This window comes from Sphingobium sp. MI1205, assembly GCF_001563285.1.
Taxonomy (GTDB): domain Bacteria; phylum Pseudomonadota; class Alphaproteobacteria; order Sphingomonadales; family Sphingomonadaceae; genus Sphingobium.
In genome coordinates this window covers 2,677,118-2,700,436 of the sequence record NZ_CP005188.1, presented here as the reverse complement: position 1 = coordinate 2,700,436, position 23,319 = coordinate 2,677,118, and the positions used below count along the sequence as shown (strand labels likewise).

Genomic DNA, 23,319 nt, shown 5'->3' with positions numbered 1-23,319 from the left:
GCCCTCTTCAGATGATCTGCAAAATCGCGTCGACGGTTTCCTTGGCGATCTGCAATATTTTCGCCGAGCCGGAATAAGCCTGCTGCAAGCGGAGAAGCTCTGCCGCTTCCATGTCGAGATCGACACCGCTCACCGCTTCGCGGGCGGCGATCGCCTGGTCGCTGCGGCCCTGCGCGGTGGTCTGTTCCGCTTTTACCGCCGACAGGAGATTGGCCTGGGTGGCGATGAGCGCGGTCCAGCCCTGCTCGACGCTGCCATTGCCCCGCAAGGTGGTGGATACGGTGAGCAAATTGCCGTTGAGCGTGCCGTCGGACGATTTGGTGGCCAGCGCCGCCGGATCGGTGATGAGCGCGGTCACGCTGGCCGCGCCGCCGCCATAGGACAGCAGCGCCGCGCCAGCAGCGCCAGCGTCGGTGACGCCCTGCGCATGCCAGGCGTTCATGTCGGTGACGAACTGCTGCGCCAGCGTGTCGAGGCTCGCGCGGCGCTCCATCGTGGTCGATGCGGCTGAAAACAGGCCGCCCAGCGTGCCGCTGGCAGGTGCGGTCAGCGCGGTGCCGCCGTTGGTCGCGAGAGCAAGGGTGCCATCGGCGTTCACGGTCAGCGCGACCGGGGTGGCCGCATTTCCCTGAACCAGCGTCTGGCCGTTGTAGCTGATCTGCGCCTGATCGCGCGCGCCGAAGCTGATATCGACGTTGAGATTGGACGACAGCGTGTTGAGCGCAGCGTCGCGGCTGTCGAGCAGCTGGGCATAGGCGGAGGTGCCCGGCTGCGATCGCAGCAGGCTGTTGTTGATTTCCGAAAGCTGCGCAAGCGAGCGGTTGATGGTGGTGACCGATGCTTGCGCTTCGGTGGCGATGCCTGCGGAAATCTGGGCGAGGTCAGCGTCGGTGCGCTGGAACGCTTCGGCGACGCGGCTGATGCTGTCCAGCGTGGTCACGCGGAGCGACCGGTCGCTGGGGCTGGCGGCCAGCTTGTCGATATTCTGGAACATGCCGGTCATCAGCTTGCCGATGCCGGTGTCGGTATCGTTCAGCGCCCCTTCGATGTCGGTCATCCAGCGCAGGCGCGCTGTCGAACTGGTGAGCGCCGTGCCGGTCTGGCGGACCGCCGCATCCAGATAGGGGTCGGCAGCGCGCGCGACGCCCGACACTTCGGTCCCGCCGAAATTGGCGCGCGCGATGTAGGTGGCCATCGTCGCGGTGGACGAGCCGGATTCAACGGTGGTCAGCGAACGGCGCGAATAGCCTTCGGTGCTGGCGTTGGCGATATTTTCCGCAATCGCCGCCATCGCCTGCCGATAGGCCTTGGTCCCCGAGGCGCCGATGATGAAAAGATCGCTCATGCGCCCTTGCCCGGAGTGGGCGCGGCGGGCGTTGCGGGCGTGCGGCTTTCATATTGGCGCAGCAGCATTTCCGCGATGCCCAGCGCGCCCTTTTCCGCCATCGTGTCGGCGGTGCGCGCGTCGGACATGTCGCGGAACTGTTCGGTCGCGCTGGAATCAAAGATGCCTTCGCCGCCGCCCGACTGGCGCATGGTGCCGATCATCTGGCGCAGGAAGATGGCCTCGAACTGCTTCGCGACCTTTTGAAGCTGCGCCTTTTCCGGCGATGCGGGGGCATTAACCCCTGAGGAAACCGAGCTTATCTGCATCACAATACCACCAGTTCAGCCTTCATCGCGCCCGCCTGTTTCAAGGCTTCGAGGATCGCGACCATGTCGGCGGGGGAAGCCCCGATGGCGTTGACCGCCTTCACTATATCGGTCAGCGACGCTCCACCTTTAAAATTGACCATCGGTTTCTTTTCCTGGTCGATGGAAATCGAGCTGGAAGGCTCCAGCGCGGTGCGCCCCTGCGAGAAGGGGGCGGGCTGGACGACGCGGGGGGATTCGTTGACGCTGACGGTCAATTTTCCGTGCGCGACGGCGGCCGGATGGATCTTCACCGCGCCATTGATGACGACGGTGCCGGTGCGGGCGTTGACGATCACCTTGGCGGGCGCGTCGGCTGGTTTGACCTCGATATTTTCGATCATGCCCATCATCATGATGCGATCGGTCGCGCCGGGCGCCGCGTCGATATTGACCGAAACGGCGTCGGTGGCGCGGGCGCGCTGATCGCCGAAAGTGCGGTTGATGCCGTCCGCGACGCGAAGTGCGGTCGTGAGGTCTGCCTCGGCAAGGTTGAAGGTAAGCGTCGGCGCGGTATCGAAGCCGGTCGCGACCGCGCGCTCCACCGTCGCGCCGCCGGGAATACGGCCTGCCGAGGGGATGTTGACGGACACCTGGCTGCCGTCAGCGCCGGAAACGCCAAGGCCGCCTACGGCAAGGTTGCCCTGTGCCATGGCGTAGATTTCGTTATCCGCGCCGCGCAGGGGCGTCATGATCAGCGTGCCGCCGCGCAGCGACTTTGCCTTGCCGAGCGCGGAGACGGTGACGTCCAGACGCTGGCCGGGTTTGGAAAAGGCGGGAAGGTCGGCCGTCACCAGAACGGCGGCAGCGTTCTTGAGCGCGGGATTGATGCCCTGCGGCAACGTCAGGCCGAAGCGCGAGACGACGCCTTTCATGCCCTGCGTCGCATAATCCAGGCTGTCGTCGCCCGTACCCGCGAGGCCGACCACGAGGCCGTAGCCGGTCAACTGGTTGGGACGGACGCCCTGGAAAGTGCCGAGATCCTTGATCCGTTCGGCGTGGGCCGGAACGGTGATCAGGCTGGCGACCGCAAGGCCGGCGAGCACCAGGACATATTGCAGCAAGCGGGTCATGAAGGCGCGCTCCATCAGAAGGGGCTGATCATCGAGAAGAAGCGCTGCAGCCAGCCCTGGCGGCTTGCGCGGGCGATTTCGCCCTTGCCGGTGTAAATGATCTTGGCGTCGGCGACGCGGGTCGATGCGATGCGGTTGTCCGGGCTGATGTCCGCCTGACGGACGAGGCCGCTGATCTGGATGAATTCGTCGCCGCGGTTGAGCGTCAGCGCCTTCTCACCCTTCACCAGCATCGTGCCGTTGGGATAGACCGCCGCGATCGTGACGGTGATTTCGCCCGTCAGAGCATTGGATTGGGTGGCGCCACCCTTGCCGGTGAAGCCCTGATCCCCGCTGGATGCAATGTCGCTGGCAGAAAAGAGCTTGGACAATATGCCGGTGCTGGGCGGCGTCAGGCCGATGCTGCCGCTGCGGCTGGTGTCGGCGGTGTTGCTCTTGGTCGCCTGCGTGCGTTCGATGAGGACGATCGTGATGATGTCGCCGACGCTCTGCGCCCGCGCGCCGCTGGTAAGCGGGGTATAGCCCATCGACGCCTGGAAGATGGAGCCGTTCGCTACAGGGGCGGCGGGCTGCGCGACGACGGTGGGGGCAAAAAATTGCCGCTCGGCATCGCGCTTTTTGCCGGCCATTGCCGGTGTTGCCGCAAGCGCGACCAGCGAGACAGCGACGAGGGTGGGGAAGGCGAAGCGCATCATGCCGCTCACAGCTGCTGGTTGACGTACTGGAGCATCTCGTCGGTCGCCTTGATCATCTTGCTGTTCACCTCATAGGCGCGCTGCGTTTCGATCATGTCGACCAGTTCCTCGACCACATTGACGTTCGAGGTTTCAAGGTTGCCGGAACGGATGACGCCGCGCCCGTCAAGGCCGGCGACGCCGACCTGGGGCGTGCCGCTGGCCGCGCTTTCGGCGAGCAGGTTGCCGCCGATCGGCTGAAGGCCCGCGGGGTTCATGAAGCTGGCCAGTTCGACCTGGCCAAGCTGGGTGGGTTCGGTCTGCCCCTGAAGCGTGGCGGTGACGGTGCCGTCATTGCCGATGGTGATGCCGGTCGCGCCCTGCGGCACGGTGAGCTGCGGCACCAGCGGCAGGCCATCGCTGGTGACGACGATCCCTTCGGCGGTCGTGCTGAAATTGCCAGCGCGGGTATAGGCGAGCGTGCCGTCCGCGCGCTGGACCTGGAAGAAGCCGGAACCCTCGATGGCCATGTCCAGCGCGTTGCCGGTCTGGCTGAGCGTGCCCTGCGTGTTGATCTTGCTGGTGCCCTGCATCGAGACACCCGAACCCAGGTTCAGGCCGGTTGCGAACTTGTTTTCGCTGTCCGAATTCGCGCCCGCCGCGACCATCTGCTGATAGGCGAGGGTTTCGAAATCGGCGCGGTCGCGCTTGAAGCCGGTCGTGTTGACGTTCGCCAGGTTGTTGGCGATCACGCGCATCTTCGTGTTCTGCGCGTCGAGGCCGGTGCGGGCAACGTGAAGGGCTGCGTTGGTCATCGTCTAACTCCGTGATGCCGTTAGGCTTGCACAAAGAAAAGCAAGGTTCGTGCCAAATTAACCATCAAGCCGCATAAGCGACGCGCCACCGTCATCCAGCTGCTTGGCGGTGTCGATCAGCTTGACCTGGGTTTCCCAGGCGCGGCTTGCTTCGATCATCTGGACGAGCGCGGAAGTTGCGTTGACGTTAGAGCCTTCGAGCGAGCCGCCGGTCACCGTCGCCAGCGGGTCTTGCGGCAGAGCGCCGCCATTGGTTTCGCGGAACAGGCCGTCCGTGCCCTTGGCGATGCTGGAGCCGACCGGGCGCACGAGCTTCAGCCCGTCGACCCGCTGCGGATTGGAGGCTTCGCCGCCCAGCGGCACGCCCCAGATACTGCCATCCTGCGCGATGGAAACACTGTCCATCGCGGGCAGGGTGATCGGGCCGCCTTCGCCCAGCACGGGCAAGCCGTCGCCGGTGGTGAGGAGGCCGCTGTCGGAGAGTTTGAGGTCGCCGCGGCGCGTATAGGCTTCGCTGCCGTCCGGGGCCTGAACGGCGAGCAGTGCATCGCCGTTCATGGCCACGTCCAGCGGATTGCCGGTTTCGGTCACCGCGCCTTGCGCCATGTCGGCGGCGATCACCTGTTCGGATGCTTGCGCCCGCGTGTCGAAACCGTCGCCCTTGATCCAGCGTGTCTCGGCATTGGCGATTTCCGCGCGAAAGCCAACCGTGTTGACGTTCGCGAGATTGTTGGAAATCGCCGCCTGCCGCGCCATCGCGCCGCGCATTGCGGTGAGTGCCGTATTGACGAGCCGGTCCATGGGTTAAATCCTGTTTCTAGCGGGCGTCCGCGGTTTTAGGTGCGCATGTTGACGATGGTGGTCGACAGCGTGTTGGCCGCCTCGATCGCCTTCGAGTTCGCCTGGAAGTTGCGCTGGGCAGAGATCAGGGCGACCAGTTCTTCAGTGATGTCGACGTTCGCGCGTTCCAGCGAACCGGAACGGACCGACCCGTAAAGGCCGCTGTTGCCGACGCCGAAGCGCGGCTCGCCGCTGGCCGAGGTCGAGGTCCAGTGTGCGTCGCCCTGCTGGCGCAGGCCGTCCTGGCTGTTGAAGGCGGCCATGGCGGTCGTGCCCAGATAGACGGTCGAACCATCGGCATAGACGCCGGTGATCTGCCCGTCCTTGCCCACGCCGACGCTGTTCAGCTGATTGCCCGTGCCGCCAGCGGGCCAGTTGGTGGGAATCTGAAGGTCCGCGAGGTCGCCAGACGTCACCGTGCCGGCAGCGAGACCTGCGGCGAGGGCAGCGCTGGGTTCTCCGGTCGTCGGATCGACGGGGATGACCTGAACCCGCGCGCCGGTCGTATCGACCACATAGCGGTCCTCGGTCAGCGACAGCGCACCGTTGCGGGTGAAGCTGACCTGGCTGTCGCCGGTACGCTTGACGGTGAAGAAGCCTTCGCCGGTGATGGCGAGGTCAAGCGTCTTGTCGGTGCCCTCGATCGTGCCCTGCGTGAATTGCTGGGTGATGCCCTGCACGCGCGCGCCCTGGCCAGCGACCTGCGTGGTCGTCTGCATCGGCGCGGCGGCGAAGATGTCGCCGAACACGGCCTTGCTCTTCTTGAAGGCGGTGGAGTTCACGTTCGACACGTTGTTGGCGATGGTCGCCAGATCGGTCTGGGCGGCCTTCAGGCCGGAAAGCGAAATGTAAAAGGACATGGCGTTGCTCCTTGGGTGAAAAGGATTTTGGGGGTGATAAGGATTTGGGGTGAGTGATGTCAGGCGAGTGAAAGGGCGTCCGACGGGCTGTAGGTGCCGAGCGCGGTGATGAGTTTTGAGGCGCTGCCGTCAGCGGGTGACTGCACGGCGGCGACGGTCGCCCAGCTGGCGACGCGGGTGGGGGATGCGCCGTTCACGCGGATCTTGAGCGCGTCGGTGGCGACCTGCTCTCCCGCATCATTCTTGCCATCCCAATAGAAATTGATGTCGCCAGCGTCCTGATTGCCAAGCTCGATGGTTTTCAGGACATTGCCGTCGCCGTCCATCAGATCGACGGTCGCGCCACTGGTGGCGTCGGCGAAGCTGACCTGGCCGATATATTGACCGGCCGCGTCCGGCGCGACGATGTTGCTCTGCACCAGCATCGACTTGCCGATCCAGCTGGCGGCGTCGCCCAGGCGCGTGCCCGTCAACTCCGACGACAGATCTTTCAGCGTCTGGTTCATTTCGGCGATACCGCTGGAATTGGTGATGGTCGCCATCTGCGAAACCATCTGCGCATTATCCATCGGTTCGAACGGATCCTGCGTCTGCATTTGCGCGGTAAGCAGGCGAAGGAAATCGGCCTGGCCCATTTCGGACTTGCCCGTGCCGACATTCGCGTAGGGTTTATAGACGGACAGGCCCGCGCTGTCGGTGACAGTGGAGGTCGTGCTCATTTGCCGATCCTTATGGTTTCGAGCATCAGGGACTTGGCGGTGTTCAGCACCTGCACGTTGTTCTGGTACATGCGGGCGGTTTCGATCATGTCGACCAGTTCGGCGCTGCTATCGACGGCCGCTTCCCACACATCGCCATTCTGGTCGGCGAGCGGGTGGTTGGGGTCGTGGCGCTTGGTCGGCTTGGCGTCGGTGGTGAGGACGTTGGCGACCTTCACCGTGGACACGCCGGGCTTGTCGGTGACCGACTGGAAAACCGGCTTGATGGCGCGATAGGCTTCCGCCTCGCTGCCGGTCACATTGCCCGCATTGGCCATGTTCGAAGCCGTGGCGTTCAGGCGGACCAGCTGCGCGCTCATGGCGCGGCCGGCGATGTCGAAGACGTTCATGGGGCCGGAACCGCTCATGCTCATTCTCCCTTCAGCGCGCGAGTGATGGTGTTGATGCGGCCCTCAAGGAAGGAGAGGGTCGTGCGATATTTGACGGCGTTTTCGGCGAACAGCGTCTGTTCTGTGCTGAGTTCGACGGTATTGCCGTCCAGGCTGGATTGTAGCGGGACGCGATAGCCCATGCTGTCATCGACGGCCTTCGACACATCGGCCACAGACCTGTTCTGCTGGGCCGATGCTTCCTTGAGCGCGGATTCGAAATCGATGTCCCGCGCCTTGTAGCCGGGCGTCGAGGCGTTCGCGATGTTGGACGCGAGCAGGGACAGGCGTTGCGAACGAAGCGCCAGCGCCTTTCCATGTATCCCGAACAATCCGTCTTCCAGCGACATTGTCTCTTTCCATCTTTTTTGGGCCGGAGCCCTAAAACCTGGCCGTTCCCCGCCGTTCTGAAGCCTGATGGCGTGAACCGCGGGTGAGCCGAACGGATATTCGCAAGAGCCGTGCCAATTTGCGTGGGTGACGCATCGGCAAGGACAGAAATGGCGGAAATTCGTCGGATTGAGCGGTGGAGGCAGCAGGGGCGGCAAGATTTTGCCGGTCGCTGGCACAAGTTTGCCGCGGTGATTCCGGCAGTTGGGGGATTGGTTGATGATCGCGATATTGGCGCAGCTATTTGATCCCCTGACACTGGTCGTGATGATCGCTGGCGTGGGCGCGGTGGCGCTGTTCCAGAATGGCCTGTCCGCGATCGGGCGCGCCTTTGCCGCTTTGCCGCCGCTGTTTCGCGCCGATCCCGACAAGGATCAGGCGGCGGCGCGTGCGGCCATGCTGAAGATCGATCAGGTCGCGCAATTGCGCGGGCTTGCCTGCACCGACCGGGTGAAGACGGCGAACCCGTTCCTTGCCGAAGCGGCGCGGCGTCTGGCTAACAGTGATCGAACCGAACAGTTCGAAATCTGGGCAGCGCAGGCGCTGGCCGATCGGGCGCGCCGCCATGCAGGCGCGCGCAATGTCTGGCTGTCCATTGCCGACGCCGCGCCTGCATTGGGCATGGCGGGCACGATCCTGGGCCTGGTCGGCATGTTCGCGGCGATGGATGATCCTGCCGCGCTTGGCCCGTCCATGGCCCTGGCGCTGCTGACGACGCTGTATGGCGTGGTCATCGCCAATATGATCGCCGCACCAGTCGCCAGCCGTCTGGCCGATCTGTCGGAACGGGAAATCGCCTGGCAGCAGGAGGCCGTTGGCCGTATGCTGGCGATTGCGCGGCGGGAAAATGTGCCGACGCGGCGGGCGTCGATCCGCGAGGTCGCATGATGATCGGCGCTGCATCGCAGGCGCGGCGCAACCGATGGGCGGTGAGCTTCGCCGATCTGCTGCTGCTGTTGCTCGGCTTCTTCATATTATTGCATGCGAGCGGCCAGCGCCGCGACGCCATGCTGGCGCAGGTGCGACAGCAATTTGGCGGGCGGGCGATCGCGAGGGATACCGAATTGCGCGCGGCGGAATTGTTCCTGCCCGGCGAGGCGCTGCTGTCCGAGCGGGGCAGGGCGCAGATTGGGCGCGTGGCGGCAAGGCTAAGGTCAGGCGGCGGCGGGCTGGATGTCAGCAGCGAAGGCACGGACCCTGCGCGGGAACGGTTCGACCAGTGGGATCTGGCTGCGGCGCGGCTGGGCGCGGTGGCGCGCGAGTTGAAGGCGCAAGGGCTGGCGGGCGACCGGCTGCGTATTCGCGGGCTGGACCAGATGGACGGCGGGACGGGCAAGGGCCAGGTGATCCGCATCGGCCGGGTGGCGTCCTCCGCGCGTTAACGGCTTGTTAGCTATAAGCACTGCTTAATGGATGGCATGAATCTATGCCCTTCCGGAGATTTTGCCGTGAACAAGCTGCCCCTGATTGCCCTCGCCCTGCTGTCGGCAGCCGCTGCCGCGCCCGTGCAGGCGCAGCAGAAGTTTGAAAATCTCGACCGTATCGATGGGCTGGTCGCGATGACCGTGGGCGCGAATATCGGCGAACCCGGCGGGCCGCTGGCCCCGGTTGACCGGCGGCTGCGGCTGGCGGCCTGTCCCGGAACGCCCAGCGTGGAAGGCCCGGTTTTCGGCGCGGCGATGGTCAAGTGCGATGCATTGGGCTGGCGCATTCGCGTGCCGTTGGCTGGCGGTAGTGCTGCGGTCGCTGCTCCGGCAGCGCGCTACGGCATGGCGGCTCGGCCGGCGCAGCGCGAGATGGTGGTCAAGCGCGGCGACCCGGTTCAACTGGTCGCGGGCAATTCCGAATTCAGCGTGTCGCGCATGATGGTCGCTGATGAAGACGGCGCGCTGGGCGACACCATCCGGGTGCGCGAGGACAAGAGAGCAGCGCCCGTCCTGGCCCAGGTGGTCGCGATGGGCACGGTGCGCATCCCAGGATTTAATGATTTCTGAACCCGGTCGTTATAGAGTGAACGGGACGAGTGAAGGATTGTAAGCCATGATCAAAGCTGTCGGCCAGAATATCAGCGCCGCCATAGAGGCTTCCCGCTTGCGGGACAGCGGCAAGGCGCGGGCCTCTTCCGACAAGGGTTCGGTGGGCGCTTCGACGTCGGCGGCATCGGCCAGCCCTGCCGCACGCATGGCAGCCGAAGGCGCGCCGGTCGACATGGACCGCGTCGCGGCGATCAAGGCCGCCATCGCTTCGGGTAATTATCCGGTCGATCCGGCCGCGATCGCCGACAAGATGCTGGCGCTCGACCTGCCGGTTAACGGGTAACAGCCATGCCGCTCGGCCTTGCAGCGCTGGATGAGCTTTTCTCGGCTTTCGAGGAGTTGCGCGTGGCGCTTGACGGGACCGATGTGGCGGCCATCGACGCCGCCGCTGCCCGCGTGAGCAGGAGCGCCGCTGCGGTTCGCGCGATCGGTGCGTGGCGTGCTGACGGGGCGATCCGCGACCGGGTGACGGCGCTGCTTCCCCTGATTGAAGCGGCGCGGGTGCGAATCAATCTGCTGACCGATCATGCCGGACAGCGTTTGGCGCTGCTTGCCGCGCATGGATCGACGCAGGCGCCGCTGGTTTACGGACGGTAATTTTCCCGCGGAGTTCGATAAGATACCCATCATTTTGAGAAGGGCGCCCATCGAGGCGCCTTTTTTCATTCATGCTGAACGCGGCGTAAATATTTATGGAGCACGCGTTAACCAAATATTGGCATAAGCCTTGCTCTAATAGCCCCCGGTACCAAGGGGGATTTTTTCTTTGTCGGCTTTTGCAGACATATCAGCGACAGGCGCTTCGACCGGCAATCGCGTGACCAACGCGATTGCGATGGCCAGCCGCCGGACGGGCGTGGACTTCGCCTATCTGCTGGGTCAGGCGAAGATCGAGAGCAGCCTCAATCCCTCGGCGCGCGCGACCACCTCGTCCGCGACGGGCCTCTACCAATTTATCGATCAGAGCTGGCTTGCCGTCATCGACAAGCATGGCAGCGAATATGGCCTTGGCTGGGCGGCGGATTCGATCAGCCGGGGCCAGAACGGGCGCTATTATGTGGCTGACCCGGAAATGCGGCAGCAGATTCTGGACCTGCGCAAGCATCCCGAGACCGCTTCGGTCATGGCGGCGCAGCATGCGTCGGACAACAAGGCCTATCTGGAGCAGCGGCTGGGCCGGGAGGCTGAGCCGGTCGATCTGTATCTCGCGCATTTCCTGGGCGTCGGCGGGGCGTCCAAATTCCTGTCGGTCCATGACCGCGCGCCCAACGCCACGGCCGCATCGATGTTTCCTGCGGCGGCGCGGGCGAACCGTTCGATCTTCTACGATCGTTCGGGCAATGCGCGCAGCTTTTCCGAAATCCGCGACCGTTTTGCCGCCAAGCTGCAGAAGGGCGTCGATTCGATCGACACCGGTCCCATCCAATATGCCGCCGCTTCCCTGCCGCAAGGCGCGAAGACGGCGCAGCCCGCCGATTATGTGCGGATCGAAACCCAGCGCCTCGCGACCGCGGCGGACGTTTCCGTCCGGCCCGACCCGCAGACGGCGCGTCTTGCCTATCTCATGCTCGCCACCCTCGGAAGGTAACGCACTCGTATGACTCCCGCTCAAGTCAAAGCGAAGATCTGGACGAACGCCGCCAAGGGGGCCGTGCTGCCCATCGCGACGCTGATGGTCGTGCTGTTCATGATGGTGCCGGTGCCTGCGTTCATGCTGGACATCGGCTTCATCACCAACATCATGATTTCGCTGGCCGTGCTGATGGTGGCGCTGAACGCCGCAAAGCCGCTCGACTTTTCCAGCTTTCCCACGGTGCTGCTGTTCGCGACGCTGCTGCGGCTGGCGCTGAACGTCGCCTCCACCCGCGTCGTGCTGGTGCAGGGGCATGAAGGATCGGACGCGGCGGGCCATGTCATCGAAGCCTTTGGCCACTTCCTGATCGGCGGCGATTATGTCGTCGGCATCTTCGTCTTTGCGATCCTGATGATCATCAATCTGGTCGTCATCACCAAGGGTGCGGGCCGCGTGTCGGAAGTCAGCGCGCGCTTCACCCTGGACGCCCTGCCGGGCAAGCAGATGGCGATCGACGCCGACCTGAACGCTGGCCTGATGACGCCGGAAGAAGCCAAGCTCCGCCGCCGCGAAGTTGCGACCGAAGCGGATTTCTACGGCTCAATGGACGGCGCGAGCAAGTTCGTGAAGGGCGACGCGGTCGCGGGCATCCTGATCCTGGCCATCAACATCGTCGGCGGCATCATCCTAGGCGTGGTCAGCCATGGCCTGTCGATGGGCGAGGCCGCGCAGACTTACATCATCCTCGCGATCGGCGACGCGCTGGTAGCGCAGGTTCCCGCGCTGCTGCTCTCCATCGCCGCTGCCGCCATCGTGACGCGCGTCGGCAGCGAGGACGATCTGGGCAACCAGATCACCAACCAGTTCGGATCGGGCCGCGCATGGGTTCCGGTGGCGGCGATCCTCGGCTTCCTCGGCATCCTGCCGGGTATGCCGCATTTCATCATCCTGTCTGCCGCAGCCATTGCTGGTTTCATCGCCTGGCAGCTGCGCAAGACGGCGCAGGCCAAGGCCACCGAGCCAGAACCGATGCCCGAGCCTGCCAACCCAGCGATCATCGAATGGAATGACGTTTCGGACGGCGCGATCCTGGGGCTGGAGATTGGCTATGGGCTGATCGGCCTGGTCGATGAGCGCAAGGGCGCTCCGCTGATGGCGCGCATCACCGGCATCCGTCGCCAGCTTTCCAAGGAACTGGGCTTTGTCGTGCCGATGGTCCGCGTGAAGGACAATCTGGCGCTGGAGCCGAACCAGTATCGCATCACCATCGCGGGCGTCGTCGTCGGCGAGGACGAGATTTATCCCGAGGATCTGCTGGCGCTGGACAGCGGCGCGCTGGAAGGCGTGGTGTCGGGCCGCGAGGCGAAGGATCCCACATTCGGTCTGGACGCCGTGTGGATTTCGCCCGCCAAGCGCAGCGAGGCCGTCGTCGCGGGCTATACGGTTGTCGATCCGCCGACGGTCGTCGCCACCCACCTCAACCAGTTGATCGCCATGAACGCCAGCGAGATGTTCGGCCTGGACGAAGCGCGCAAGCTGCTCGACAATCTGAAGGAGGCCGCGCCGCAGCTGGTCGATGGCCTGACGCCCGGTGCGCTGAGCCTGACGCAGATTTCCGCGCTGTGCCGCGCGCTGCTGTCCGAAGGGATTGCGCTCAAGGATTTCCGCCGCATCTGCGAGGCGATGGTCGATGCCGCACGGCCCGACATGAGCCACGAGCAGTTGGTGGAAGCTGTCCGTCAGCGAATCGGATCGCTCATCATCCAGGGCCTTGTGCCGGTGAAGATGCCGCTGCCTGTCATTACGCTGGACGGCGACCTGGAGGCGCTGCTGGCGCAGGCGATGCGGGTTGCGGGCGATGCCCGGCACCCGATCGAACCCGCGCTCGCCAACCGCATCATCGAATCGGTGGTGCAGGCCGCTCGCCCGATCATGGGGCAGGCGCGCAACTTCGCCATCGTGACTTCGCCGGTGGCGCGCCGCGCGCTCGCCCGCCTGTTCAAGCCGCATTTGCCGGAAACGCCGGTGCTGTCCTTCCTGGAAATTCCCGATGGCAAGGGCGTGGAAGTCGTTGCCGTCGTTGGCGGCGAACAGCGGCCCGCGCCGCGCCACGATCCGCTGCCCCGCGAACCCGTTGCTGGCCGCGAACGCGTCGCATAGGCCGTGAAGAGGAAGAACGGCCTATGTGCGTATCTATTGCCGCGATTTCCAAGCCGGGAAATGTGCCATTTCCCTCGAAATCGCTTTGAGGAGCCTGACCCATGTTCATGAAGAAGGTCGTCGCCGGTTCCGATGCCAATACTTATGGCCGGTCGAACAACTCGCCTGAGCAACTCGCCCGCCGCTACATGCCGCTGGTGCGCAAGATCGCCTGGCACGTGCATGGCCGCGTATCGAGCGCGGTCGAGGTCGAGGATCTGTTGCAGATCGGCATGGTCGCGCTGGTCGAGGCCGCCAATGGTTTTCAGGATCGAGGTTTGGGCTTCGCCTCCTATGCGCAACTGCGCGTGCGGGGCGCGATGATCGATCATTTGCGCCGTGGCGCGACGCTTGCCCGGTCAGCGATGGCGAACCGCAAACAGCTGGCGGCGGTGCGCAGCCGGTTGGAACAGCAGCTGCGCCGCGTGCCGCTGGAGGCCGAAATGGCCGCCGAAATGGGCATGGACGCGGCAAGCTATCGCGTGTTCGCGGACGGCTGCGAGATGGTTCAGCATACGAGCATGGACGAAGTCTATTCGGACCAGTCCATGTGGTTCGCCGATGTCGAGGACAGGGCGGACGATGTGATGGAGCGAGAGTCGCTGAAGGCCGCGCTGGCCAAGTGCATCGGCGAACTGCCGCAGCGCGAGGCGATGGTGCTGCAACTCTATTTCGTCGAGGAATTGAACCTGGAGGAAATCGGGCAGGCGCTGGACATCGGCGCGGCGCGCGTGTGCCAGATCAAGAAGGCCGCGCTCGACAAGCTGCGCGAGAAGCTGCACGAGTGGGATTGATCTGCGCGCCCGTCAGCCCGGCCTCGCTGGGCTAATGGTCGTTTGCAACCGCCTGCTTGAGCGGAGCGACTTCCCCGATCTGCTCAGGATAATGGGGCGGGTGGTAGTTTTGCGCGCGCCACCATGGCTCGGCTACCTGAAACAGGCCGCTCTGTTCGGCCTTGTGCCCAAGGCCCTTGCGCGCCGTGACGGCCGCGAGGACAGGTGCCAGCACCAGGCCCGCCACCACCGGAACGATCCAGCCGATCGACGTGCCGCCTTTCAGCGCCAATAGCGTAAGCGCAGCCCCCAGCATGATATGATATTTGAACAGCCAGATGGCGCTGGTCATCGCCATGCCGTCGCGATCGCGGATCTGGCCGCTCCAGCTGCTTTTCCGGCCCATCAATATGCCGAACAGGTTGATCGTCTGGGTCAGCATGCTGACGGGCGCCATCAGGATCGACAGCGCAATGTCGGCTATCACGCCCCGGCTCATGCGCGCGGCCCCGCCAAAGCCGATGCGGCGGGCGGGATCAGCCATGGCCCAGAGCATCGACAGCAGCTTCGGCCCGAATAGCAGCACCGCCGTCAGCGCCAGCAGCCCGCCAGAGGGCAGCACCGCGCTGGGCGGCCACACGCCCGCTAGCGCGCCGCCAAGGACAACAAGTATCAGCGCCAGCCAGAGCGGCGAGGTGCAATAGGCCGACGCCCCTACCAGCAGCTGAAAGCGGCTGACCGGATGCAGGCCCCTGATCCGGGGGATCAGCGGCACATGCTGGATATTCCCCTGACACCAGCGGCGGTCGCGGGTGGCCAGGTCGGGCAGGGAGGGGGGGAATTCTTCGAAACTGTCGTCGGCCATGACCATGTGGACGTCCCAGCCGCGCCGACGCAGCAGCGCGGCCTCGATCATGTCATGGCTCATGATATGGCCGCCGAAGGGCGCTCGGCCCGGCAGTTCGGGAAGGCCGCAGCTTTGCGCGAAGGCCTTTGTACGCAATATGGCGTTGTGGCCCCAGAACATGCCTTCGGACCCGGCCCACCAGATCATGCCTGCCGCGGAAATGGGACCGAACAGGCGGCTGGCAAACTGCTGCCAGCGCGCGAACAAGGTCGCAGCGCCCACGATCGTCGGCACGGTCTGGATAAGGCCGACGTGGGGGTGCTGTTCCATGTCCAGGGCGAGGCGTGCCATGGTCTGGCCGCTCATGACGCTGTCCGCGTCCAGCACGATCATATAATCGTAGCCGCCACCAAAGCGTTGCACCCATTCTGCGATATTGCCGGGCTTGCGGCCGGTGTTGAGCGCGCGTCGCCGGTAATGGACGGGCCGTGAGAAGCCTTTGCGCATTTCCAGATAGGTTTTGCGCTCTATCTCGCCATTAGCGGGGGTGGAATCGCTCAGGATGAAGAATTCGAACCGTTCATTGCCCATCACCTGCGTCAGCGACCGTTCCATGATCGACAGGCGGCCCATGACGCCCAGGAAATCTTCATTGCATACTGGCAGCAGGACGGCGGTTCGCCCGCGAAGGGGCGATGCGAATAGCGAGCGATAGGGGCGGACGCCCGACCCCTTGCCCATGGTGAGCGTCAGGAAGCCGATCAGGCTGGTGGCGAAGCCGAAGGCGATCCAGGCGAACAGGGGAATGAACAGGGCGAGATAGACGCCCTCCCACAAGGAAATGCCGTCAAGGCCGATGGAGCGGCGCATGTCGTGCGCCGCCATGGAGGCGGGGAGCAGCGCCAGCAGCACGACCAGCATGCGCCGCGCCCATTGGTCGATGTTCAGCGGCCGGTGCGGAAAATCGCGGGGATGTTCGCGAAAATCCTGTTCCGGCATGGCGATCGGCATTTCCGCCGGCACATGCTCGAACCCGCGCGCGGGTGGAGGGGTTGCCGCCTCCGCCCTGCCGTCCGCTTGTGTGTCGCCAATCGCCGTCATTCCAAATCCGTTCTGATGTCGTAACGGGCGCGGTCATGCGCCCGATCATCGCCGGTTCCCTCAAGCACCGAGCGGGTAATGCACATATTCGCTGAAGGGTCGATTGCCGTTGCGAAGCTGGACGCGGATATCAGCCGGTTTGTCGCTGTTCCGCCGGATGTCGAGCGCGACGCGGAAAAGACCGGGCCGATGGAGAACCGGATAGCCGCCTTTCCTGACCAGCGTGCCCCCGGCCACATCCACCCAGATGTCGGGCTTTGCATCTTGAGCCACACCTGAAAAATCAAGGATCAGGCGATCCACGCCCGCCTCGTTCGCTTGCCCCGTCCAGACATTGTCGAGCAGCGCGCCGCTATTTGCCGGGCCGGTCGCGGACGACCAGTCCAGCCTGTAGCTGGCGTCGATCCGGCTGCCCGGACGCACGCTGGCCGCCGGGGTCCAATAGGCGCAGACATTATCGACATATTCGCTGGTGGTGGGAAATTCATACAGCCGCACCTGCCCTGCGCCAAAGGGCTTGCGCGGGCTGGCCCACAGCGAAGGCCGGCGCTCGTAAAAAACGCCGTCATCCTGATAATGGTCGAAATCCCGGTCGCGCTGCATCAGGCCGAAACCCCGCGGATTGCGTTCGGTGAAGCCATCGACCCGAGGCGCCGAGGGATTGATCAGCGGCCGGGCATGGGTCGTCCCGTCCGCGCTGCCGATGGCCAGCAGGTCGGAATCATGAATTTCGGGACGCCAGTCAGTGCGGGACGCGCGGCTGGCCTGATCGTACCAGAACATGCTGGTCATCGGCATCAACCCCAGTTCTGCGATGGCGCGGCGGGGAAAGAGCGCGGCGTCGATATCCTGCCGCACGCCCTGCGGTGTCCTTTCGCTGACGAAGCGGTAAGCGCCCGTGACGGACGCGCCGTCGAGCAGGGCGTAGATGGTGAGGCTGCTTGGCCCCATGCGTTCAAGCCAGAAATGGGTGAAGCGGGGAAACTCCTCCTTGCCCTGTATGCTGGTGTTGATCGCGATCGCGCGGGCGGACAGGCCGAACTGTTTGGTCGCGCCGGGCGATCGGAAATAGCTGGCTCCCAGAAAGGATAGCCAGTCGCCATCGCGCGCCGCGGTCATGACCCGAAACCCGGCATAGCCTGCATCCGGGCCAAGCTGGCGCACCGCATTGTCGGCGGGCGCGTCGAAGATGGTGGGGTCATAACGCAACGGCGTCGCGCGGCCATTTTCGACCAGCGCGATTTCCACCGGCTGTTCGGCCGAGGCGCTCAAGGGAAATAGCTGGACGCCCGTGTCGCCGGGCAGCTTTCCCCAGATCGTCCGGTCTTCCCGGAAGCGCGCCTGATACAAGGCGTCGTAATTGACGTTCCGGGCGCCCGGATGGTGCGGCGTTTCCCGATAGGGCTGGCGGGATAGTCGCCGGGCGTGGGCGATTACAGTATCCCAGGAAAAGCGTTCGGCTTTTGGCTGGGCAAAGGCCGATCCGGGGAGGAGCAGCGCCGCCCCTGAAGCCGCGACCATCGCGCGCCGGTCTATCTTGATCATGGTCGTCATGATGGGCGCATGGAGGCACATTGCAAGCCTTGGTTGCCCAAAAAGCGGTGAAGCCTCCGCCCGGGGGGACGGAGGCTTCGAAATGCTGGCCGTTCGATCGAAGGTTGGTCGCCCGGCGCGGTGGGGACTGTAGATGCGCCGGGTTCCCGTGACTGGCTGTAAGGTGACCAATACCCCAACCGGTCAGTTCAGGCAGCTGAACCGGATTACTGGATCAGCTTGAGGACGTTCTGCTGGCTCTGGTTCGCCTGGGCCAGCATCGCCGTCGAAGCCTGGTTCAGGATCTGCGACTTGGCGAGCGCGGTCGTTTCAGCCGAGAAGTCGGCGTCTTCGATGCGGCTGCGGGCGTCCGACAGGTTGGTGATGTTGTTGGTCAGGCTGTTGACCGTCGATTCCAGCTGGTTCTGAGCCGCACCGAGCGAGGCGCGGGTCGTGGCGACAGCCTTCAACGCGGTGTCTGCGGCGGTCAGCGTCGCGGCGGCCAGCACCGAGGTCGTGACATCCGAAGTGGTGAGGTCGGCCAGAGCAGCGAAAGCGATGTTCACGACGTCGCCGGCGTTCGCGCCAGCCTGGATGTCGATGTCGCCGGCCTGGGCGGTGTAGGTGGCCGCCGGAGCTGCATCGCTGTTGAAGATGCGGACGCCGTTGAATTCGGTGGTGGCGAGGACGCTGGTGATCTGCGTCTTCAGCGCAGCGGCTTCAGCGTTCAGGTTGGTGCGGTCGGTGTCCGAGTAGGTTTCCGACTTCGACTGAACGGCCAGTTCGCGGATGCGCTGCAGCATGTTGGTGACTTCGCCCAGCGCGCCTTCAGCGGTCTGCGCAAGGCTGATGCCGTCATTGGCGTTGCGGATGCCCTGGGTCATGCCCTTGATCTGCGAGGTCATCTGCGAGGAGATGGCGAGGCCGGCGGCGTCGTCCTTGGCGCTGTTGATGCGCTTGCCGCTCGACAGACGCTCCATCGCGGTGCTCAGCGACTTGCCTGCGAGAGCCGAAGCATTGGCGGCGCGCAGAGCGGAGGAGTTGGTTCCGATAACAGTCATGATGAATTCCCTTCTCTTAACCTCAGGTCGCTGCCTTCAGGCTGCTTGCGGCCTCGAAAGGGGATAACGGCGCGGCGAAAAAAGCTTTTAGGGTCAGCGGCGTTTTTTTTGATAAAATCGCAAAAGACGCGGAAATCCGAGGGTTTCAGCAGGGCTCCAAAATGGGAGCCCCTGTCCTGCGGCGGCAAAACGGAAAAAAGTTGCCGCCTTTTGGCAGGGTAATTGCCGCGTTAACCATATGCTAACCACAGTCGGGCACTTCTCAAGACATCGAAGGGGGTTGGACGTGCGGGGGCACAAGCCAGCCAAAGTTGAACTGGGGACTTTCATGTCATCGCTTGACGTGAGCCGAGGAGTTTGCGCGCTCGTTCCGGGCCTGCAGCACTGGCTCGAAAATGCCTTCTATATAGTGCGCGTCGTCGATGCGCAGAGCCCGCGTGAACGCGACGGCCCTGATAGAGATAATAGGCGCGTGCTGCTGGCGACCGAGATCGGCCATGCCACGCATCGCGACATCCTGATCACCCTGATCGACGGAAAGCCATCACTGGTGGCTGCCGCCAACGGCCTGCCTGCTCGCGTCGCCTTTGCTCTTGAAGACATGGGTTTCGCCTTCGCCCTGATCGCCGAGCTGGCGCGCCCTGCGGCCATCCCGGCGGTGGGCGACGCATCGAGCGCACGGCTGATGGCGATGGCCGGGCGCGTCGCCCGCAGCGACGCCACCGTTTTGATCCAGGGTGACACCGGCACCGGCAAGGAAGGCATGGCGCGCTTCCTTCATGCCCAGTCGGGCCGCATTTCGCACGACTTCATCGCGGTCAACTGCGCAGCGCTTCCTGAAACGATGATGGAAGCGATGCTCTTTGGTCACAAGAAGGGCAGCTTTACGGGCGCGGCCAACGCATCGGACGGCCTGTTCCTGGCCGCTGACGGCGGTACGCTGTTCCTTGACGAGATCGCTGAACTGCCGCTGGCCCTGCAGGCCAAGCTGCTGCGCGCGTTGCAGGAGGGCGAAGTCCTGCCCGTCGGCGCGACCCATCCGGTTCCGGTCAACGTCCGCATCATCGCGGCGTGCAACCGCAACCTTGCCGCAGAAGTCGCCGCTGGCCGCTTCCGCGAAGATCTTTACTGGCGGCTCAACGTCATGCCGCTGGAGCTGCGCCCGCTGGCCGAGCGGCCGGGCGATGTAATCGCGATCGCCGCCGCCATGCTGCTGCGCCATCAGGATTTCGTGTGGCCCACCGCTTCGGCGCTGGAAAAGCTGGCCGCCCATGTGTGGCCCGGCAATGCCCGCGAATTGGGCAACGTCCTCCAGCGCGCGGTCGTGCTGCGCGACGGGGAGAGGATCGATGCGGACGACCTGCACATCGCAGGCGCGCCGCAGCTTCGCGTCGTGGGCGCTGAGCCTGCCCCGGTCGAGCCGGTTCGCCTGCGCGACGTCGCCCGCCAGTCGAAACTGGACGCGATCCGCGCCGCGCTGCGCGAGACGGACGGTCATCGCGCCGCCGCCGCAGCGAAGCTGGGCATTTCAGAACGCACCCTGCGCTATCGGCTTGCCGAGATGCGCGAACTTGCAGCGGCTTGAGGGAGGTAAGGCATGACCGGCATTTCCCCTACTGACAGCGTGATGGCCATCCGCAACGCCATCCTTCAGAAGAACGCCGCCCTGCGCGACGTCGCCCAGACCGGAACTGTCGGCGGCGGCGCGGGCATCGGCGGGGCCGAGGGCGTCAAGCCCGGCGGTTTTACCGAAGCGCTCAATTCCGCGCTCAACCAGGTGAACGGCCTTCAGGCCCAGGCAGGGGAGGCGGCTTCCGCCTTCGAACGCGGCGAAACAACCGACATCGCTGCCGTCATGCTGGCCAAACAGCAGGCGTCGGTTAGCTTCGAAGCGACCCTTCAGGTCCGCAACAAACTCCTGTCCGCCTACAAGGACATCATGAGTATGCCGGTGTAATATGAGCGAGAACGCACTTTCCACCAATGTCGGCGGCGCTGCCGCTCTCCCCGCCGCCAGCGGCCCGGCCCTTGGCAGCGGCATGAACCCCGATGCGCTCAAGGCCCGCTTCACTGGCTTCATCAAGCAGCCTGCGGTGGCGAAAAGCCTGCCGCTGCTCGGCCTGCTGGGCGTCGTCGCCACCGCTGGCGCTGCTTGGCTTGCCCTGCGCGAACCACCGCAGCGCGACCTGTTCCGCGGCCTGCCCGATGCCGACAAATCGGCAGTGGCGCAGGTGCTGGACCAGAATGGCCTGGCTTACGACTTCGACAATTCGGGCGCGATGACCGTGGCCGAAAATGATTATTTCAAGGCGAAGATGATGCTCGCCGCCCAAGGGCTGCCCAAGAGCGCCCCTGACGGCAACAGCATGATCGACAGCCTGCCAATGGGCGCTTCGCGTGCCGTGGAAGGCGAAAAGCTGCGATCCGCCCGCGAGATGGACCTTGCCCGCACGATCGAGGCGATCGACAGCGTCGAAAGCGCCAAGGTTCACCTGGCCGTCGAGCCGCCCAGCGTTTTCCTGCGCGAACGGGCCAAGCCTTCCGCCTCGATCATGCTGCGCCTCGCTTCGGGCCGCACGCTGACCGATGCGCAGGTCAGCGCGATCGTCCACCTCGTCGCATCGTCGGTGCCCGAACTCAGCCCCGACCAGATTTCGCTGGTGGACCAGAATGGCCGGTTGCTCAGCAATAATGACGGCAACGCCGCCGACGACCGTCAGCTTGCGGTTCAATCGAAGATCGAGGACCGCTATCGCCAGTCGGTGATCGCGCTGCTCACGCCCATTCTTGGCAACGGCAATTTTTCGACCGAAGTGCGCGCCGAACTGAACTTCTCCGAACGCCAGGCGACCCGCGAAACCTATCCGCAGGACGAAGCGCGGCTGCGCGCCGAAACCGGCAGCTGGGCGTCCGACCCGCGCGGTCAGGGTGCTGGCGGCGAGGCGGGCGGCATTCCCGGCGCGCTGAGCAATCAGGCGCCGGTCAATCCCACCGTTACCCAAACCAATCCCAACGGTCAGGCCGTCAGCCAGGGCACGCAGGAAAATCAGCCTGCCACCCCGGCCACCGCGCCGATGAAGACCGAAGAGACTTTCAACCGCAGCTTTGAACTGGGCCGTGAAGTGTCCGTCACCAAGGACGCGATCGGCACGGTCAAGCGCCTGTCGGTGGCCGTCGCCCTGGACAATGGCGCGGACGGCAAGCCCCGTTCGGCGCAGGAGATCGCGGCGCTTGAAGCGCTGGTGAAGGGCGCGGTCGGTTTTGACCAGGCGCGTGGCGACGTGGTCGCCCTGTCGTCGCGCAGCTTCGTCAAGGCAGAGGAAGTGCAGGCCCCTTGGTATGAGGCCGACTGGATCTCTCCGCTGGTGCGGAACCTGTCCGCCCTTGCGGTCGCCCTGCTGGTGGTATTCGGCATCGGCCGCCCGCTGCTGAAGCGCCGCGCCGCCGCGCAGGAAGCTGCTGGCGCGCAGGCCGCTGCCGCAGGGCAGAAGATCGGCCGCGAAATTTCGACCGAAATCGGCCGGCAGGCTGTCGCGGCGCCCGGTGCGGGACAGGCCGTCACGCTCGATATGATCTCGTCCACCTATGACTATGCGCAGCGCGCCGACCTTATTCGCAACTTTGTGAAGCAGGACCCGGATCGCGCGGCGCTGGTGGTTCGCGACCTTCTGAAGGAAGGGAAGAAGGACAATGGCTGAAGTCACTGAAGCCGCCGCCATCAAGGGTAGCGCCGCAGCCGCCGTCCTGCTGATGCTGTTCGATGAGGATGAGGCTGCGCAGATCCTCTCGCGCCTGGAGCCCGACGAAGTCCGCCAGCTTGGCTATGCCATGTACGATGTTGCCGATGTGCAGGTCGAGGAAGTCAACGAGGCGCTCGACCATTTCGTGACCAAGGCGAAGAAGCGCACGACCATCGGCTATGGCGCGACCCGCCATATTCGCGGCGCGATGACCAAGGCGCTGGGCGAGGAACGCGCGGAAACGATCCTGGCGCGCATCACCCCGCCGACCCGCTCCACCCAGCTGGAAATGCTGAAATGGATGGACGCAAAGGAAGTCGCTTCGCTGATCGAGGCGGAGCATCCGCAGATCATGGCGATCGTGCTCGCCCATCTGGAAGCGCCGGTCGCCGCCGATGTGCTGCAACTGCTGCCCGCCGAATATCAGGAAGAGATCGTTTATCGCATCGCCACGCTCGGCCCGGTGTCGAACGAGGCGCTCGACGATCTGGAACAGCTGCTGCTGCGCGGTTCGACGTCCAAGAAGCAGGGCGCGGCATCGCAGCGCGGCGGCACGATCGAAGCGGCCGCCATCATGAACAATGTCCGCAAGGAAAATGAACAGCGGATCATGAAGGCCGTCGCCAAGCGCGACAAGATGATCGCGCAGACCATCGAAGAAGAGATGTTCGTGTTCGATAACCTGATCGACATGGATGACAAGAATATGGGCACGCTGATGCGGACCATCGACAGCTCCGTGCTGGTCGTGGCGCTCAAGGGCGCGAACGACATGCTCAAGGGCAAGATATTCGGTTCCATGTCGGCCCGTGCGGCGCAGGCCATTGCCGACGAGATCGAAGAACGCGGACCCATCCGCCTGGCCGAGGTGATGGAGGCGCAGAAGCTGATCATCGCCACCGCGCGTCGCATGGCGGACGCTGGCACCATCATGCTGGGCGGCAAGGGGAACGATTTTGTTTAAG

At 64.6% G+C, this 23,319-nt stretch carries 25 protein-coding genes; 12 read left to right on the top strand and 13 right to left on the bottom strand.

Annotation, left to right across the window (positions count from 1 at the left end; genetic code table 11):
* Nucleotides 1-7 precede the first annotated feature (7 nt).
* From flgK to flgB, 10 genes are read right to left on the bottom strand one after another with little or no spacing between them, the layout of a single operon-like run.
* Nucleotides 8-1,345, bottom strand: a complete 1,338-nt coding sequence (gene flgK / locus K663_RS13280) for a flagellar hook-associated protein FlgK (protein WP_062118405.1) — start codon at nucleotides 1,343-1,345, stop codon at nucleotides 8-10.
* Nucleotides 1,342-1,653, bottom strand: coding sequence for a rod-binding protein (locus K663_RS13275; protein ID WP_062118403.1), 312 nt, complete (start codon nucleotides 1,651-1,653; stop codon nucleotides 1,342-1,344). The genes flgK and K663_RS13275 overlap by 4 nt, the downstream gene beginning before the upstream one ends.
* Nucleotides 1,653-2,780: a flagellar basal body P-ring protein FlgI gene (locus K663_RS13270; protein ID WP_062118402.1), complete on the bottom strand. Its 1,128-nt coding sequence runs from the start codon at nucleotides 2,778-2,780 to the stop codon at nucleotides 1,653-1,655. The genes K663_RS13275 and K663_RS13270 overlap by 1 nt, the downstream gene beginning before the upstream one ends.
* Complete coding sequence (locus K663_RS13265; protein WP_062120913.1) at nucleotides 2,780-3,457, bottom strand: flagellar basal body L-ring protein FlgH; 678 nt, start codon at nucleotides 3,455-3,457, stop codon at nucleotides 2,780-2,782. The genes K663_RS13270 and K663_RS13265 overlap by 1 nt, the downstream gene beginning before the upstream one ends.
* Before the next feature lie 8 nt (nucleotides 3,458-3,465).
* A complete protein-coding gene (gene flgG / locus K663_RS13260) occupies nucleotides 3,466-4,254 on the bottom strand; it encodes a flagellar basal-body rod protein FlgG (protein WP_062118399.1) in 789 nt (262 codons plus the stop codon).
* A 57-nt stretch (nucleotides 4,255-4,311) separates the two neighbouring features.
* Nucleotides 4,312-5,055 (bottom strand): flagellar basal body rod protein FlgF, encoded by a 744-nt coding sequence (locus K663_RS13255; protein WP_062118389.1) that lies wholly within the window; start codon nucleotides 5,053-5,055, stop codon nucleotides 4,312-4,314.
* A gap of 35 nt (nucleotides 5,056-5,090) precedes the next feature.
* Nucleotides 5,091-5,954, bottom strand: coding sequence for a flagellar hook-basal body complex protein (locus K663_RS13250; RefSeq protein ID WP_062118387.1), 864 nt, complete (start codon nucleotides 5,952-5,954; stop codon nucleotides 5,091-5,093).
* A gap of 59 nt (nucleotides 5,955-6,013) precedes the next feature.
* Nucleotides 6,014-6,673, bottom strand: coding sequence for a flagellar hook assembly protein FlgD (locus tag K663_RS13245; protein WP_062118384.1), 660 nt, complete (start codon nucleotides 6,671-6,673; stop codon nucleotides 6,014-6,016).
* Nucleotides 6,670-7,080, bottom strand: a complete 411-nt coding sequence (flgC, locus tag K663_RS13240) for a flagellar basal body rod protein FlgC (RefSeq protein ID WP_037467621.1) — start codon at nucleotides 7,078-7,080, stop codon at nucleotides 6,670-6,672. The genes K663_RS13245 and flgC overlap by 4 nt, the downstream gene beginning before the upstream one ends.
* Before the next feature lie 2 nt (nucleotides 7,081-7,082).
* Nucleotides 7,083-7,451 carry a flagellar basal body rod protein FlgB gene (gene flgB, locus K663_RS13235; protein ID WP_062118381.1) on the bottom strand — a complete coding sequence of 123 codons (369 nt, stop codon included), beginning with the start codon at nucleotides 7,449-7,451 and terminating at the stop codon, nucleotides 7,083-7,085.
* A gap of 259 nt (nucleotides 7,452-7,710) precedes the next feature.
* Here flgB and K663_RS13230 point away from each other — a divergent pair, with 259 nt between their 5' ends.
* The 8 genes from K663_RS13230 to K663_RS13195 all read left to right on the top strand — a co-directional run bounded on the left by K663_RS13230 (nucleotide 7,711) and on the right by K663_RS13195 (nucleotide 14,093).
* Nucleotides 7,711-8,379: a motility protein A gene (locus K663_RS13230; protein ID WP_062118379.1), complete on the top strand. Its 669-nt coding sequence runs from the start codon at nucleotides 7,711-7,713 to the stop codon at nucleotides 8,377-8,379.
* Nucleotides 8,376-8,873 carry a flagellar motor protein MotB gene (locus tag K663_RS13225; protein ID WP_062118376.1) on the top strand — a complete coding sequence of 166 codons (498 nt, stop codon included), beginning with the start codon at nucleotides 8,376-8,378 and terminating at the stop codon, nucleotides 8,871-8,873. Before K663_RS13230 ends, K663_RS13225 begins: the two co-directional genes overlap by 4 nt.
* Before the next feature lie 66 nt (nucleotides 8,874-8,939).
* Entirely contained in the window at nucleotides 8,940-9,485 is a 546-nt protein-coding gene (locus K663_RS13220) for a flagella basal body P-ring formation protein FlgA (RefSeq protein ID WP_443018944.1), read from the top strand.
* Nucleotides 9,486-9,531: 46 nt separating this feature from the next.
* Nucleotides 9,532-9,810, top strand: a complete 279-nt coding sequence (gene flgM / locus K663_RS13215; protein WP_062118373.1) for a flagellar biosynthesis anti-sigma factor FlgM — start codon at nucleotides 9,532-9,534, stop codon at nucleotides 9,808-9,810.
* Nucleotides 9,811-9,815: 5 nt separating this feature from the next.
* Nucleotides 9,816-10,124, top strand: coding sequence for a hypothetical protein (locus K663_RS13210; protein ID WP_062118371.1), 309 nt, complete (start codon nucleotides 9,816-9,818; stop codon nucleotides 10,122-10,124).
* 169 nt (nucleotides 10,125-10,293) lie between these two features.
* Entirely contained in the window at nucleotides 10,294-11,115 is an 822-nt protein-coding gene (locus K663_RS13205) for a hypothetical protein (protein WP_062118368.1), read from the top strand.
* A gap of 9 nt (nucleotides 11,116-11,124) precedes the next feature.
* Nucleotides 11,125-13,260 (top strand): flagellar biosynthesis protein FlhA, encoded by a 2,136-nt coding sequence (gene flhA / locus K663_RS13200; protein ID WP_062118364.1) that lies wholly within the window; start codon nucleotides 11,125-11,127, stop codon nucleotides 13,258-13,260.
* Between the two features lie 101 nt (nucleotides 13,261-13,361).
* Nucleotides 13,362-14,093 carry a FliA/WhiG family RNA polymerase sigma factor gene (locus K663_RS13195; protein WP_062118360.1) on the top strand — a complete coding sequence of 244 codons (732 nt, stop codon included), beginning with the start codon at nucleotides 13,362-13,364 and terminating at the stop codon, nucleotides 14,091-14,093.
* A gap of 31 nt (nucleotides 14,094-14,124) precedes the next feature.
* Here the strand turns inward: K663_RS13195 and mdoH are convergent, their stop codons facing one another.
* From mdoH to K663_RS13180, 3 genes are all read right to left on the bottom strand, one after another.
* Nucleotides 14,125-16,020 carry a glucans biosynthesis glucosyltransferase MdoH gene (mdoH, locus tag K663_RS13190; RefSeq protein ID WP_062118357.1) on the bottom strand — a complete coding sequence of 632 codons (1,896 nt, stop codon included), beginning with the start codon at nucleotides 16,018-16,020 and terminating at the stop codon, nucleotides 14,125-14,127.
* A 60-nt stretch (nucleotides 16,021-16,080) separates the two neighbouring features.
* Nucleotides 16,081-17,565: a glucan biosynthesis protein gene (locus K663_RS13185; RefSeq protein ID WP_062120908.1), complete on the bottom strand. Its 1,485-nt coding sequence runs from the start codon at nucleotides 17,563-17,565 to the stop codon at nucleotides 16,081-16,083.
* A 215-nt stretch (nucleotides 17,566-17,780) separates the two neighbouring features.
* Complete coding sequence (locus K663_RS13180; RefSeq protein ID WP_062118354.1) at nucleotides 17,781-18,614, bottom strand: flagellin N-terminal helical domain-containing protein; 834 nt, start codon at nucleotides 18,612-18,614, stop codon at nucleotides 17,781-17,783.
* Between the two features lie 328 nt (nucleotides 18,615-18,942).
* Here K663_RS13180 and K663_RS13175 point away from each other — a divergent pair, with 328 nt between their 5' ends.
* Genes K663_RS13175 through fliG form a run of 4 tightly spaced genes read left to right on the top strand, consistent with a single transcriptional unit; the run spans nucleotide 18,943 to nucleotide 23,318 of the window.
* Entirely contained in the window at nucleotides 18,943-20,199 is a 1,257-nt protein-coding gene (locus tag K663_RS13175; protein WP_062118352.1) for a sigma-54 interaction domain-containing protein, read from the top strand.
* Nucleotides 20,200-20,211: 12 nt separating this feature from the next.
* Nucleotides 20,212-20,571, top strand: a complete 360-nt coding sequence (fliE, locus tag K663_RS13170) for a flagellar hook-basal body complex protein FliE (RefSeq protein ID WP_062118349.1) — start codon at nucleotides 20,212-20,214, stop codon at nucleotides 20,569-20,571.
* 1 nt (nucleotide 20,572) lies between these two features.
* Nucleotides 20,573-22,312: a flagellar basal-body MS-ring/collar protein FliF gene (fliF, locus tag K663_RS13165; RefSeq protein WP_062118346.1), complete on the top strand. Its 1,740-nt coding sequence runs from the start codon at nucleotides 20,573-20,575 to the stop codon at nucleotides 22,310-22,312.
* The gene (gene fliG / locus K663_RS13160; protein ID WP_062118338.1) at nucleotides 22,305-23,318 is read left to right on the top strand and encodes a flagellar motor switch protein FliG; all 1,014 of its coding nucleotides are present in this window, start codon (nucleotides 22,305-22,307) and stop codon (nucleotides 23,316-23,318) included. The genes fliF and fliG overlap by 8 nt, the downstream gene beginning before the upstream one ends.
* Nucleotide 23,319 lies beyond the last annotated feature (1 nt).

Bases quoted from the DNA above. Each gene is read 5' to 3' on its own strand.
- K663_RS13275 (WP_062118403.1), bottom strand. From the start codon at position 1,653: ATGCAGATAAGCTCGGTTTCCTCAGGGGTTAATGCCCCCGCATCGCCG.
- K663_RS13250 (WP_062118387.1), bottom strand. From the start codon at position 5,954: ATGTCCTTTTACATTTCGCTTTCCGGCCTGAAGGCCGCCCAGACCGAT.
- K663_RS13195 (WP_062118360.1), top strand. From the start codon at position 13,362: ATGTTCATGAAGAAGGTCGTCGCCGGTTCCGATGCCAATACTTATGGC.
- flgM (WP_062118373.1), top strand. From the start codon at position 9,532: ATGATCAAAGCTGTCGGCCAGAATATCAGCGCCGCCATAGAGGCTTCC.
- flgC (WP_037467621.1), bottom strand. From the start codon at position 7,080: ATGAGCGGTTCCGGCCCCATGAACGTCTTCGACATCGCCGGCCGCGCC.
- flgG (WP_062118399.1), bottom strand. From the start codon at position 4,254: ATGACCAACGCAGCCCTTCACGTTGCCCGCACCGGCCTCGACGCGCAG.
- flhA (WP_062118364.1), top strand. From the start codon at position 11,125: ATGACTCCCGCTCAAGTCAAAGCGAAGATCTGGACGAACGCCGCCAAG.
- flgB (WP_062118381.1), bottom strand. From the start codon at position 7,451: ATGTCGCTGGAAGACGGATTGTTCGGGATACATGGAAAGGCGCTGGCG.
- flgK (WP_062118405.1), bottom strand. From the start codon at position 1,345: ATGAGCGATCTTTTCATCATCGGCGCCTCGGGGACCAAGGCCTATCGG.
- fliE (WP_062118349.1), top strand. From the start codon at position 20,212: ATGACCGGCATTTCCCCTACTGACAGCGTGATGGCCATCCGCAACGCC.
- fliF (WP_062118346.1), top strand. From the start codon at position 20,573: ATGAGCGAGAACGCACTTTCCACCAATGTCGGCGGCGCTGCCGCTCTC.
- K663_RS13210 (WP_062118371.1), top strand. From the start codon at position 9,816: ATGCCGCTCGGCCTTGCAGCGCTGGATGAGCTTTTCTCGGCTTTCGAG.
- K663_RS13225 (WP_062118376.1), top strand. From the start codon at position 8,376: ATGATGATCGGCGCTGCATCGCAGGCGCGGCGCAACCGATGGGCGGTG.
- K663_RS13255 (WP_062118389.1), bottom strand. From the start codon at position 5,055: ATGGACCGGCTCGTCAATACGGCACTCACCGCAATGCGCGGCGCGATG.
- fliG (WP_062118338.1), top strand. From the start codon at position 22,305: ATGGCTGAAGTCACTGAAGCCGCCGCCATCAAGGGTAGCGCCGCAGCC.
- K663_RS13175 (WP_062118352.1), top strand. From the start codon at position 18,943: ATGTCATCGCTTGACGTGAGCCGAGGAGTTTGCGCGCTCGTTCCGGGC.
- K663_RS13180 (WP_062118354.1), bottom strand. From the start codon at position 18,614: ATGACTGTTATCGGAACCAACTCCTCCGCTCTGCGCGCCGCCAATGCT.
- K663_RS13230 (WP_062118379.1), top strand. From the start codon at position 7,711: ATGATCGCGATATTGGCGCAGCTATTTGATCCCCTGACACTGGTCGTG.
- K663_RS13245 (WP_062118384.1), bottom strand. From the start codon at position 6,673: ATGAGCACGACCTCCACTGTCACCGACAGCGCGGGCCTGTCCGTCTAT.
- mdoH (WP_062118357.1), bottom strand. From the start codon at position 16,020: ATGACGGCGATTGGCGACACACAAGCGGACGGCAGGGCGGAGGCGGCA.
- K663_RS13270 (WP_062118402.1), bottom strand. From the start codon at position 2,780: ATGGAGCGCGCCTTCATGACCCGCTTGCTGCAATATGTCCTGGTGCTC.
- K663_RS13265 (WP_062120913.1), bottom strand. From the start codon at position 3,457: ATGCGCTTCGCCTTCCCCACCCTCGTCGCTGTCTCGCTGGTCGCGCTT.
- K663_RS13185 (WP_062120908.1), bottom strand. From the start codon at position 17,565: ATGATCAAGATAGACCGGCGCGCGATGGTCGCGGCTTCAGGGGCGGCG.